The 11,851-nt window shown below is 55.6% G+C and carries 12 protein-coding genes and 1 tRNA gene; 3 read left to right on the forward strand and 10 right to left on the reverse strand.

Going from position 1 to position 11,851, the window contains the following annotated elements:
* Positions 1–31 precede the first annotated feature (31 nt).
* Both KSY55_RS07720 and KSY55_RS07725 read left to right on the forward strand, forming a co-directional pair.
* Positions 32–1,798 (forward strand): FtsK/SpoIIIE domain-containing protein, encoded by a 1,767-nt coding sequence (locus tag KSY55_RS07720; RefSeq protein ID WP_034880641.1) that lies wholly within the window; start codon positions 32–34, stop codon positions 1,796–1,798.
* Between the two features lie 105 nt (positions 1,799–1,903).
* Entirely contained in the window at positions 1,904–2,182 is a 279-nt protein-coding gene (locus KSY55_RS07725; RefSeq protein ID WP_003835265.1) for a WhiB family transcriptional regulator, read from the forward strand.
* A gap of 102 nt (positions 2,183–2,284) precedes the next feature.
* Here the strand turns inward: KSY55_RS07725 and KSY55_RS07730 are convergent, their stop codons facing one another.
* Positions 2,285–3,772, reverse strand: coding sequence for a sensor histidine kinase (locus KSY55_RS07730; RefSeq protein WP_033523997.1), 1,488 nt, complete (start codon positions 3,770–3,772; stop codon positions 2,285–2,287).
* A gap of 132 nt (positions 3,773–3,904) precedes the next feature.
* On the opposite strand from KSY55_RS07730, the gene KSY55_RS07735 reads away from it, so the two are divergent.
* Complete coding sequence (locus KSY55_RS07735) at positions 3,905–4,792, forward strand: hemolysin III family protein (RefSeq protein WP_217749550.1); 888 nt, start codon at positions 3,905–3,907, stop codon at positions 4,790–4,792.
* A gap of 126 nt (positions 4,793–4,918) precedes the next feature.
* On the opposite strand, the gene KSY55_RS07740 is transcribed toward KSY55_RS07735, so the two are convergent.
* The 9 genes from KSY55_RS07740 to eno all read right to left on the reverse strand — a co-directional run bounded on the left by KSY55_RS07740 (position 4,919) and on the right by eno (position 11,731).
* Positions 4,919–5,398: a transcription elongation factor GreA gene (locus tag KSY55_RS07740; RefSeq protein WP_003835271.1), complete on the reverse strand. Its 480-nt coding sequence runs from the start codon at positions 5,396–5,398 to the stop codon at positions 4,919–4,921.
* A gap of 42 nt (positions 5,399–5,440) precedes the next feature.
* Entirely contained in the window at positions 5,441–5,848 is a 408-nt protein-coding gene (locus tag KSY55_RS07745; protein WP_022245539.1) for an FKBP-type peptidyl-prolyl cis-trans isomerase, read from the reverse strand.
* Between the two features lie 51 nt (positions 5,849–5,899).
* The gene (locus KSY55_RS07750) at positions 5,900–7,360 is read right to left on the reverse strand and encodes an L-serine ammonia-lyase (protein ID WP_217749551.1); all 1,461 of its coding nucleotides are present in this window, start codon (positions 7,358–7,360) and stop codon (positions 5,900–5,902) included.
* A 33-nt stretch (positions 7,361–7,393) separates the two neighbouring features.
* Complete coding sequence (locus tag KSY55_RS07755) at positions 7,394–7,969, reverse strand: hypothetical protein (protein ID WP_022245537.1); 576 nt, start codon at positions 7,967–7,969, stop codon at positions 7,394–7,396.
* A gap of 103 nt (positions 7,970–8,072) precedes the next feature.
* A tRNA-Leu gene (locus tag KSY55_RS07760) sits at positions 8,073–8,152 on the reverse strand.
* Between the two features lie 40 nt (positions 8,153–8,192).
* On the reverse strand, positions 8,193–9,188 hold the full coding sequence (locus tag KSY55_RS09125; RefSeq protein ID WP_226650245.1) for a Ppx/GppA phosphatase family protein: 996 nt from the start codon (positions 9,186–9,188) through the stop codon (positions 8,193–8,195).
* Between the two features lie 27 nt (positions 9,189–9,215).
* Entirely contained in the window at positions 9,216–9,782 is a 567-nt protein-coding gene (locus KSY55_RS09130) for a DUF501 domain-containing protein (RefSeq protein ID WP_254881849.1), read from the reverse strand.
* Positions 9,783–9,790: 8 nt separating this feature from the next.
* Positions 9,791–10,354 carry a septum formation initiator family protein gene (locus KSY55_RS07770; protein ID WP_004221533.1) on the reverse strand — a complete coding sequence of 188 codons (564 nt, stop codon included), beginning with the start codon at positions 10,352–10,354 and terminating at the stop codon, positions 9,791–9,793.
* A 78-nt stretch (positions 10,355–10,432) separates the two neighbouring features.
* Complete coding sequence (gene eno, locus KSY55_RS07775; RefSeq protein ID WP_004221531.1) at positions 10,433–11,731, reverse strand: phosphopyruvate hydratase; 1,299 nt, start codon at positions 11,729–11,731, stop codon at positions 10,433–10,435.
* Positions 11,732–11,851 lie beyond the last annotated feature (120 nt).

Genomic DNA, 11,851 nt, shown 5'->3' on the forward strand with positions numbered 1-11,851 from the left:
TCCATCCGCCACTGCTGTTCACAATGACGGCATGAACAGCAAAACCAAGCGCAAGCATACCAATGGATTCAATGAGGATCGGCTGATGCTCATCAGCTGGGCCGCGCCGGTATTGTCGCAACTTGTCATGCTTGTCATAATGATCGCGCAACGGCAATGGCTATATGTGGCCATGCTTGCTCCTGGACTCATCAGCAGCGCGTTGTCTCTGGCATCCATGGCGTTGCGTTCCAATCAGAAGCAGCAGCATGACGAACCGGTCTCCACCACCTATGCAAAGGTGGTGGAGACCGCAAGGCAAAACAGCCATTCGCCGTTCGCCGCAATGCCCCATATGTGTTTCGAGCGGTTCTACGCTCTGGACGAGGACGCGCTGCCTTGGCGCACCATCACACGAACATGGCTTTCCTCCACATCATCCTGCCCTATAGGAGTCACGGAGCATGGCTTGTTTCGCACGGATCTGCAACGATCAGGACCGCATGCCATGGTAGCAGGCACCACGGGTTCGGGAAAATCGGAATTGCTCATCAGTTGGTGCTTGTCGCTCGCCATGCAATACAGCCCTGATGATCTTCATTTTGTGTTTTTGGATTTCAAAGGAGGATCGACATTCAACGCTTTGGAACATCTTCCCCACACCGTTGGCAATGTCTGCGATCTTGATTTGTTCCACGCGATTCGCGCGTTGAATGCCATTGAACAGGAATTGGTGCGTCGTGAGGCTCTGGTCAGCGCCGAACGTGTTTCCAGATTCGACCAATTGGTCCGGCCTCCGGCACGACTGGTTGTGGTCATCGATGAATTCCATGCGCTTCGAGACCGTCTGCCCGACTATATGCAACGGCTGAATCGTCTTGCGTCACTTGGCCGTTCCCTTGGCATGCATCTGATCGTCTGCACGCAATATCCTATGGGCCAAGTCCATGCCGACATGAAAGCCAATATCTCGCTGAGCATATGCTTACGGGTTACAGACCAAATGCAGTCGAACGAATTGATCGGCATACGTGACGCAGCGCTGATTCCTCCCAGCATTCCCGGTGCAGCCTATTGCAATGACGGACAACACACCACACCTTTCCTATGCAGCGCGGTCCGCGATGTCAACCGACTTGTCCGCAATATTGGAACGGCCGCACGATTCCACGCCTGCAAACGCCCCGATCTCCTGTTTTCCGAGCCTCTCACGCAACATGCAACGCAATCCGATCTTTCCATCCCATCAAACCAGTCATGGCATAACGTTCCCTTTGCGCTTGCCGACGATGGCGTATTGGTGTATACCGCCATTCTTGACGTGAGCCAACAGAATATCGCCATCATCGGTGCCTACGGCAGCGGCAAAACCAATCTACTGTTGCATTGCGCACGCTGGCTATATGACACGGGTTGCGCCAATATTCGTTTCACACGCAAAACCGAACATGGCATGGTGACGGATGACGGCAAACCCTTACCGTCGCATAAGCGAACCATCTGGATTGTGGATGATGCGGACGAAGCGCTTAATCCCTTTTCCTCTGCGCCTGAAGCGAACGAATTGCGTGAGGCGTTGGTCAATCCCAATATCACAGTGATTGCCGCGGTGGAAAAACCTATTTCCGCACTGCTGGACCGATGTCCGACTCGTGTGGCGTTCCCCTGCGGAGAACGTTCCAACGATCTGATGCTCGGCATTCCCGGCGCAATTCTGGACGGGTTCGCAGCCGACGACTATACCCTCCCAGGTCGTGGCGTGCTCATGCAACAGGCCAAAGCATGCCCTATTCAGTGCGTGGAATTCCAAGGTTTTTAACGATTCGTGGGATTCTTTTCGCGAAGACTCTTGAAAAGTCGCGCGATTCGTGGTTATCTGAGTAACGGACTTACATGCCGTACATGGCAAGAGGAAGGCGATTATATGAGCAGTGCTTTTGACTGGCGCGCCAAGGCCGCATGCCGCGACAAGGATCCGGAGCTGTTTTTCCCGGTCGGCAATACAGGCGCCGCCTATCAGCAGATCGAAGAGGCCAAGGCCGTCTGCCGCACCTGCAAGGTGATTGACGCGTGCCTGAAGTGCGCGCTTGACACCAATCAGGATTACGGTGTTTGGGGCGGTTTGAGCGAAGACGAACGTCGTGCGCTCAAGCGCCGTGCCATGCGTGCCCGCCGCTCCCAAGCCATGCAGATGCAGATCTGAAATTTTCAAAGATCCATCATTGCATACGCTCTGCGAATAGCGACTTACAACGAAAATGTCCGGTTGACTTCCCCTGGTCAACCGGACATTTTCGTATCTTTCCTATCGTTCCTGCGCCGCACGCAGCTTCATATCGAGCACTACTCGGGTGCCACCGCCACGACGGGGCTCCCAACGGACCGTGCCTCCGAAATCGTTGTTGACGAACGTGCTGATGATCTGCGTTCCCAAACCGGATCCGGAGGAACGTGCCATACCATCATGCTCCTCATTGGCCAAGCCCGTGCCATCGTCTTCGACCACAACATTGAGGTTGTTGCCACCGCGTCCCACGGAAATCGTGATATGACCTTCTTTGCGACCTTCGAAGCCATGTTCCACGGAATTGGTGATCAGCTCGGTCAGCACCAATGACAACGGCGTGGCATCCTGCGCCGGCATCATGCCGAATCTGCCGATGAAGTCGATGTCGATATGCTGGTCACGCATGGTGGCCAAATCCACCGCCATCTTCAACAGGCTGGAAATGACCTTGTCGTAATCGACGATTTCATCGGCGGTCTGGCTCAAGCCTTCATGGACCATGGCGATGGTTTGTACACGACGCTGCGCCTCTTTCAGCTCTTTCTTGACCTCTTCGGACTTGGTCTTACGTGCCTGCAGTCGCAGCAATGCGGAAACCGCCTGAAGGTTGTTCTTGACGCGATGGTGGATTTCGGAAATCGTCGCATCCTTGGTCTGCAGTTCCTTTTCACGACGGCGAAGCTCAGTCACGTCGCGACATAGCACAACAGCGCCAACGCGGCCATTGGCATCCATCAACGGCAGCGAACGCATGGACACCGCGGACTTGTTGGCATCGAGTTCGGAATCGACGGCGGCTTTGCCACTGAGCACCAGAGGCAAGGTTTCCAGCACGGGATCGTTCTCGCGCAGCAATTTGGTGCCGATTTCGCTCAGATACTCTCCCTGCATGGTGCTGACCGATCCCAAACGTCGGAAGCAGCTGATGGCATTCGGCGAAGCATATCGCACGATACCTTCGACGGTGAGCACGATGAAGCCGTCCGCCACACGCGCATTGTGACGCTGGTTCATAATCGGATTACGATATGGGAACTGACCGCGAGGAATCATCTCATACAGCTGCTTACCTGCGCTGATGCTTTCGGATTCGTAACGTCCGTTCGACTCCCGGGTGGCCATATTCGTCTCACGTACCACCAAGCCCAGCGTCTTGCCATTATGACGCACCGGCGCATACACATTGCACACCGTGGACTCGCCCACAGTGCGGAGCACCGTGGAACGGAACACCGATTCGGAAGCCATCGCGGCATCCAATTCAGCGCTCATTTCCTCCTCGACAACGTCGCCGACCACATCGTCGGCCCTCAGGCTCATCACCGTGGATGGACGACACTGTTCGGCAATAATGTATTTGCCCTCGCCATTTTGCAGAATGAGCAGCAGATCAGCAAAACTCAGGTCGGCGATCACCTGCCAGTCGGCGACCAGATGATGCAGCCATTCACGATCTTCGTCATCGAAATCGGGACGGGTCGTCAAGATATGTGAGAAATCAGCCATGCGCTCCATCATACGCATCACACCAGAGGTTTTGCACGGCACGACGCATATTGCAGGAAAAGCAATATTGACATATCCATGAGTTACGGTAACGTAGGTTACGGTTCCGTAACTTACAGTGGAGGCACACAGATGGCGAAACCCACAGACGTAGAGATCGAGGAAAAACGAGCGATCATCGCCGAGGCACGCGAACAGGCCCTTCAAGCCAAGGCCGATATTATTCGCGTGAAGGCACGCAACAAGGCCGAGAACATCCGCAAGAAGGCCGACGGCAAGGCGAAAATGGCTATAGCCAAGGGCGAAGCTCGTGCCGCGAAAATAGAAGGCATCACTCCGACGGAGATCGAACGTAAGATTCGTCTTGACGTGCATGGTCGCCCCAAGCCGGCGATGCGCGGCTGGATTCATGCCGTGGCCACTCCTCTGGCATTGGCGGCCGGCATCGTGCTGATCTGCCTGGCACACGGTACCGGTTTGAAGTGGGCCTGCGCCGTGTTCATGACGTGTTCGCTGGTATTGTTCGGCAATTCCGCCTGCTACCATTTGGGCGATTGGTCACCTCGCGTCACGGATGTGCTACGACGCATCGACCATATGAATATCTTCCTGCTGATCGCAGGCACTTATACGCCGGTCTCCTTTGCACTCGAACCGTTCTGGCGCAATTCAATCATCGCGGGTATGTGGATCTGCACTACCGTGGCGCTCATCATTCACGTCATCTGGATCAGCGCCCCACGCTGGCTTTACGTGATTGTGTATATTATTTTCGGTGTTTCCGGAGTGGCATTCATGGGATTGTTCTGGATTTCGCCATATGCCGGTCCGGCGGTTGTGGTGCTGTTGGCCGCAGGCGGAGCCTGCTATATCGCCGGAGCCATCGTATACGCGCTACGTAAGCCCGATCCATGGCCGAAGGTGTTCGGCTTCCATGAGCTTTTCCATTGTGGCACCGTCGCCGGTTACGCATGCCATATGGTGGCGATCTACATGGTGATCGTGCAGCTATGGCCGTAAGTTCAGATCATATCTGATTGCAGTTTGACGAAATATACGAAAAGGCTGGTTCATCCGTTGTATTCGATGAATCAGCCTTGTATTTATATCGCTGGAATATCAGATTCAGCTTATGACGAACATCACTCAGGCGAGCGGCTTGGCTTCCTTGATGGTCACGGAAATCTCACGTCCGTTCGGAGCCGTATACGACACCGTGTCTCCCTCGTGAGCGCCGTTGATGGCTGCGCCGATCGGGGATTCCGGGCTGATGATGCTGTAGTCCGTGGCGATGGACAGGTCACGCGTGCCAAGCACGTAGACCATTTCACGTCCGTTGACATCCAGCGTCACCAAAGAACCGTCGCCGACTTCGCCGGCCTTGGGCGCGGTCAGAATCTTCGCGTTGCGCAGCTTGACGGTCAGTTCCTCGATGCGGCCCTGATTTACTCGCTGAGCCTCACGAGCGGCCTGATAGCCGCCGTTTTCGCTCAAATCGCCCTCGGCGCGTGCCGCGGAAACCTTGGAAAGGATTTCGTCGCGATACTCGCCTTCGCGCCAAGCGAGCTCTTCCTTCATCTTGTCATAAGCTTCCTGCGTCAGCAGAAGCGTTTTTTCTTCGGCCATGTTGCCTCCTTGACCTTGGAAATTACTCTATGCCGCTTAGTTTCAGCGGGTGGAGATGATGTCGATCACGAACACCAGGGTGTCTTCGCCGCCGATGCCGGCCTGCGGAACGCCACGGGAACCATAGCCATACTCCGGCGGAATGGATACCACCAAGCGGGAACCGACGTTGTGCCCCGGAACGGTCTGGTCCCAACCCTTGATGACCTGGCCGACACCGATGCCGAAGCTGGCCGGCTGGTGACGGTCGAAGCTGGAATCGAACGGGGTGTCTTTGCCCCAGACCACACCGTGATAGTTAACGGTGACGGTGTCGCCGCGGCGAACCATCGGGCCATTGCCCTCGAGCAGCTCCACAACCTTCAGACCTGCCGGAGCGGTCTCGGACGGGAATTCGATGGTCGGGCGATCGCCGAACTCAACATTGACAACGGGCATTTGAGATGCCATGGTGAACCTCCTTGAAAAGCACAATGCCACCTAGACTAGCACCAACCACCGCTAGCATTCAACGACATTGACCGCCAAACCACCTTTTGAGGTTTCTTTATACTTGGACATCATGTCTTCGCCCGTGTCTTTCATGGTTTTAATGGCCTGATCGAGGGTCACGATATGCGTTCCATCTCCCAGCATGGCCATACGAACCGCGTTGATGGCAGTGTTCGCAGCCATGGCGTTGCGTTCGATGCATGGAATCTGTACTAAACCTCCCACGGGATCACAGGTCAGTCCCAGATTATGCTCGATGCCGATTTCCGCAGCGTTCTCCACTTGCTGTGGAGTACCGCCCATCACCGCGCACAAACCGGCCGCAGCCATCGAACATGCCGTACCGACTTCTCCCTGGCATCCGACTTCCGCACCGGAAATGGAGGCATTGCGTTTAAACAGGTACCCTACCGCGCCTGCAGTGAGCAGGAAGGTAATAACACCCTCTTCGTTCGCATGGTCAACGAAATGCCAGTAATAGTGAAGCACTGCCGGAATGATTCCTGCAGCACCGTTGGTCGGTGCGGTGACGATTCGCCCACCGCCGGCGTTTTCCTCCGACACCGCCAAAGCGAACAAATCCACCCATGCCGCATCCGACGATTCGAGCACCGCATCCGCGCGTTTCTTGTCTCGCGCAAGCACATCACTGTTCGAGGCAAGCCTTGCATACATTTTCGGTGCCCTGCGGGGCGCATTCAAACCGCCGGGCAACACGGTCTGCGACGTATGGCATCCGTGCTGTACGCAACGACGCATCACCCGCCACACGTTATCCAGTTCGCTGCGAACCTGCACCGCCGACTGCAAGGCCGTTTCGTTGGCCCACACAATGTCGGCGATACTCATATGTTGCTTCTCGCATAATGCAATGAGATCGTCGCATGACGTGAATGGATATGGCACATCCGAGCCGTCATCAAGTGAGGAATCACTCTGCTGATCGGCGAAAGACGTTCCGATCGGCGGACGCTCATGAATGCCGATCATCAGATCCTCAGCATTGCCTTGCCGTACGAAGCCTCCACCGATGGAATACCAGACCTGTTCGTCAACAAGATTGTTCTGCTGGTCAAATGCCTGGAAACGCATGCCATTAGGGTGCGCGGCCAAGCGATGCCACACGTCCATCACCACATCATGCGCATAGTCGAAATCGATGCGATGCTTACCAGCCAGCAGCAGTTCCCCACTCGACTCGCATTCATGACGAATGATGTTCACATGGTCCGTATCGACGGTTTGCGGCATGTTACCTTCCAGACCTGCCACAGTCGCGCGATCGGTACCGTGCCCCAAACCCGTCAACGCAAGAGATCCATACAGTACCGTACGCACGCGTCTCACACGGCCAAGCGTTCCCGTATGTTCAAGCGATTCGACAAATTTGCATGCCGCCACCATCGGACCAACAGTATGTGAGGAACTTGGTCCAACGCCTATCTTGAACATTTCGAGAATACTGAACATACCAATCGTCGCCTTGCTTCTCAGGTGCCTTGCTCAGGCTGCATACAATGCACGGAACATGAGAATCATAATGATCAAACCAATGATGGCGGCCGTAACTTCCACCACCAGCATGATAATGGCCGTGGTTTTACGATTGCCGAGTTTAACGTCAAGTAACTTGGCGAACAGGAAGGCGACGAAACCAAGCGCTGCGCCATTCAACGCAATCGCACCAATCTGGCCATTGGTGAGCACACTCTCCCCCACCATGGCAAGCACGGAATTGATGGTGGCGGAGAACACCAGCAGGCTCCACGCACCGTAACCGATAAGTCCAACAATCGCATATGCGAACGGTCGGAATCGTTCACGCATTTTGAGCGTGAACGATTCGGCGCACCACAGCAGCGCAAAGCCCACAACGAACGTGAACGCCACTGCCATGAACACCGCTTCCATAGCCCATGGGATCAACGCCAACGACGCCTTCAACAACGAGAAATACAGCGGAGAACAAGCCAGTTCGCCCACAGCCAAAACTCCTGCGACGATAATCGCTTGGGAGAGCATCAGCGGAATTTCCGTATCGGGCTGTTCGATTACTGGCTTGATATCTTTCGACGTCATACTTTTTCCGTTCCAGTCGGCTACTTGGGGTTATCAATGCCGCCAGTGTAATAACGGATTGTTTCGTACGTGCTATCCAGCAATATTTCACAACGTCATTCGGTGCCGCCAGCGGGAATCGAACCCGCAATCCGAAGAGACCGATTTTAAGTCGGTTGCGTATACCAGTTTCGCCATGGCGGCAAGGCATCGAACAAGCCGACGCCCAAGTCATTATGCCACGTTAACGTTCGGCAAGCAATCGCGTGCCGTAATCCAACACAATGCCATCAAGCAAACCGTGTTCGCTGGCCATGAAGGAGTCGATATGCTGACCATGGTCGACATAGGCCGCTTCGCTGACTTTGGCGAGCACACGATTCCACACCAGTGCACCGCCACCGACCACGTCAACACGACCCGGGTGAATGGTTTTGTAGGTCAGGCGCTCTTCGCGCGGCATCGTAAGGAACTTGTTATCAACCGCATAAGCGTCTTCCAGCGAGCAGCTGGCACCATCCACCGCGGAATGGTCGTATTCGGTCAATCCCATGGCCAGAGCGGTCATGGTAGTCACTGTGCCAGACACGCCGATGATAGTGCGGGTTTTGCCTGCAGGAACCGTTTTGAACGCTTCATCGATATGCTCGTCGATGTCGGCAATGGCCTCTTGAATCTGCGCTTCGGTAGGCGGATCGTTCTTCAAGTGGCGTTCGGTCATACGCACCGAGCCAATGTTCATGGAGAACGCGGCCTGCACCTGCGTGTTCGGATGGCTTACGCCATCGCCGCCAAGCACCAATTCCGTAGAGCCGCCACCCAAATCAACCACCAAATACGGAGCTTCGACGTCGCGACGAACCACGCTCGTGGCACCAAGGAAGCTTAGATCAGCCTCTTCCGTACCGGGAATGACTTCCGGACGCACACCGAGGATCTGCTCGATAGTGTCTTCGAATTCCTCACGGTTCTCAGCATCACGAGTGGCCGAAGTGGCAACGAAACGAATGCCATCCACCGGATGCTCTTTCAGCACCTCGGCGAATTCGCGGGCAGCGGCGTAAGCACGTTCCAATGCCTCATCGGCGAAACGATGCGTCTTATCAACATCCTGACCGAGGCGAATCACACGAAGAATACGCGGAACAATATCTTCAACGCCGTCTTCGCTGACTCGGGAGACCTTCAGACGAATCGAGTTCGTACCGCAATCAATGCCGGCAACAGTAACGGATTTCATTGCTTCTTCTTTCTGTCTGAATATGGTTCAGTCTTCGTTTTCCACCGCGCAACGGCATACATTGGGGTCGAATTCATGACGAATCGCCTCCAATGCCATGTCTCCGATCGGATTGGCGCCCTCGCCCATCACCAGCGTTTGCGCCAGCAAGGCGTGCAGACACTTGATGCGAACAGGCATGCCGCCGGCACTGGTGCCTTCGATATGCTCTTCGCTGTCTTCCATAGCAACGGCGATTTCATGCCGGAACGCCAAATACAGTTCGTGCGCACGCTCGTAGGCGGCTTTCAGATCGTCATCTTCAGCCAAAAGATCGTTGTACTCCTTCATCTTGCCTTCGGCTTCGATGTGGGAGATGGCTTTCACCGCTTCCGGGCCAGTCAAATAGCAAGTGGTAGGGAAAGGCACACCTCCCGGCAGCAGCGGACGCGTGACCACAGCCAAAGGCCTGCCGCACACGCAACGTGCTCCGACAGCCACCATGCCACGCGGGTAACGACCCAGCTGACGCTCGACCACAGCAATATCATGCTCGGTGGCAGGCTGGTCGAGAACCTTCTTCGCCAAGGTTTTGGCCTGTTCGCTGATTGTCATACCCTGTGTCACTCCTGCTGATCTCCTGATTGCTGTTGGTTGTTGTCTTGTGAAGTCTGCTGCTGGCCACCGGATTCCTGGCTCGTTCCATTCGCATCCGATTCACCGGTTGACGTACTTTCGGACGTTTCCCTCGATTTCGATTTCACTTCGTCCGATTGGTCGGCTTGTTTGAACGAATACGCCATCTCCTTGTACCAAGGCAGTACGGTTTTCTGCGATTCATCCGTCTTTTTTGCATCTTCTGTGGTTTCGCCGGTCACCGCTTCGGGATGTTCCACACGAATCGCCTGTTCTCCTGGAAATACGAATCCCAGACGATCCCTTGCCTGCGCTGTAACGTAAGCTTTGTCATCCCAACGCGCAATGTCGTTTTCCAGTTCCTGCTTTTGCGCTATCAGCGCAGCTTCCTGCTTCTTCAAGCCATTCAATTCAGCCATATTCAGCGCATAGGTATGGAACGTCGACGCCAGCTGGATGGATCCCAAAGCCACGATAAATACCGCCACAAAGAACGCGATGGGGCCAGCGCTGCCCCTTCTGGATGCTTTCTTGCGTGACTTTGAACTCATAGCAATGAAAATACCCGCCGCGTTCGACGAGGAACACGACGGGCACTCTACATCAGCGCATATTCGATGCGCTTACGCTCACTTGGCGATGTACTTCTTGCAGGCCTTGAAAGCGCTGTAGCCAGCATACTGAGCGGTGGAGCCGAGCTCCTCCTCGATCTCGAGCAGGCGGTTGTACTTGGCAATACGCTCGCCACGAGCCGGAGCACCGGTCTTGATCTGGCCGGTGTTCTTTGCCACAGCCAGGTCGGAGATGGTGGTGTCCGGGGTCTCGCCGGAACGGTGGGAAACCATGGAGGTGAAGCCATTCTTGGTGGCCAGCTCGATGGCGTCGAGGGTCTCGGTGACGGTACCGATCTGGTTCAGCTTGACCAGCAGGGAGTTGGCGGCGCCGAGCTCGATGCCCTTAGCCAGACGTGCCGGGTTGGTGACCAGCAGGTCGTCGCCGACGAACTGCAGACGATCGCCGAGCTTGGCGGTGATGGCAGCCCAGTCTTCCCAGCCTTCTTCCTGGAACGGATCCTCAATGGAGACGATCGGGTACTCGTTGATGAGGTTCTCGTAGAAGTCGAGCATGTAGCCGGCTTCACGATCGTCGCCTTCGAAGTGGTACTTGCCGGTCTCCTTGTTGTAGAACTCGGAGGAAGCCACGTCGAGGGAGATGCCGATCTGCTTGCCCGGCTCGTAGCCGGCGGCGGAGATGGCGTCCATGATGTAGTTCAGGGAGTCCTTGTTGGACTTCATCTTCGGAGCGAAGCCACCCTCGTCGCCGAGGCCAGTGGCCAGGCCTTCCTTCTTCAGGACGTTCTTCAGGGTGTGGTAGACCTCAACGCCTGCACGCAGAGCCTCGCTGTAGGTGTCGAAGCCGTACGGGGAGATCATGTACTCCTGAATGTCGGTGGCGAAGTCAGCGTGAGCGCCACCGTTCATGATGTTCATGTTCGGAACCGGCAGGATGTGGCCGTTGGTGCCGCCGATGTAGCGGTACAGCGGCTGGCCCGCGGACTCAGCGGAGGCGTACAGAGCAGCCAAGGACACGCCGAGGATGGCGTTGGCGCCCAGACGACCCTTGTTCGGGGTGCCGTCGAGCTCGATCATGACCTCATCGAGAGCGCGCTGGTCGGAAGCATCCATGCCGATGACCTTCGGAGCGATCTCTTCGTTCACGGCCTTGACGGCATTGAGAACACCCTTGCCCTGATACACGGATTTGTCGCCATCGCGACGCTCCCAAGCCTCAGCTTCACCGGTGGAAGCACCGGACGGAACGAGGCCCAGGCCCTGAGCACCGTCTTCGGTGTCGAGAACGACCTCAACGGTCGGGTTGCCGCGGGAATCGAGAATCTGACGCGCGTAAACGCTTTCAATTACTGCCACAACTACTCCTTATAAACGTTAGGTTGTGATGACATTGCCTAGAATAGTGCGTTTTGTGGACGTATGGCAAACTTATCCGACACGATTTGTGTGAACGCTCACACAAATCGTGTCGGATGC

The organism is Bifidobacterium sp. MSK.13.1, assembly GCF_019131435.1.
GTDB classification, from domain to species: Bacteria; Actinomycetota; Actinomycetes; order Actinomycetales; family Bifidobacteriaceae; genus Bifidobacterium; species Bifidobacterium pseudocatenulatum.

Excerpts from the sequence above, each read along its gene's own strand:
- KSY55_RS07720 (WP_034880641.1), top strand. The coding sequence starts at position 32 with ATGAACAGCAAAACCAAGCGCAAGCATACCAATGGATTCAATGAGGAT.
- KSY55_RS07725 (WP_003835265.1), top strand. The coding sequence starts at position 1,904 with ATGAGCAGTGCTTTTGACTGGCGCGCCAAGGCCGCATGCCGCGACAAG.
- KSY55_RS07730 (WP_033523997.1), bottom strand. The coding sequence starts at position 3,772 with ATGGCTGATTTCTCACATATCTTGACGACCCGTCCCGATTTCGATGAC.
- KSY55_RS07735 (WP_217749550.1), top strand. The coding sequence starts at position 3,905 with ATGGCGAAACCCACAGACGTAGAGATCGAGGAAAAACGAGCGATCATC.
- KSY55_RS07740 (WP_003835271.1), bottom strand. The coding sequence starts at position 5,398 with ATGGCCGAAGAAAAAACGCTTCTGCTGACGCAGGAAGCTTATGACAAG.
- KSY55_RS07745 (WP_022245539.1), bottom strand. The coding sequence starts at position 5,848 with ATGGCATCTCAAATGCCCGTTGTCAATGTTGAGTTCGGCGATCGCCCG.
- KSY55_RS07750 (WP_217749551.1), bottom strand. The coding sequence starts at position 7,360 with ATGTTCAGTATTCTCGAAATGTTCAAGATAGGCGTTGGACCAAGTTCC.
- KSY55_RS07755 (WP_022245537.1), bottom strand. The coding sequence starts at position 7,969 with ATGACGTCGAAAGATATCAAGCCAGTAATCGAACAGCCCGATACGGAA.
- KSY55_RS09125 (WP_226650245.1), bottom strand. The coding sequence starts at position 9,188 with ATGAAATCCGTTACTGTTGCCGGCATTGATTGCGGTACGAACTCGATT.
- KSY55_RS09130 (WP_254881849.1), bottom strand. The coding sequence starts at position 9,782 with ATGACAATCAGCGAACAGGCCAAAACCTTGGCGAAGAAGGTTCTCGAC.
- KSY55_RS07770 (WP_004221533.1), bottom strand. The coding sequence starts at position 10,354 with ATGAGTTCAAAGTCACGCAAGAAAGCATCCAGAAGGGGCAGCGCTGGC.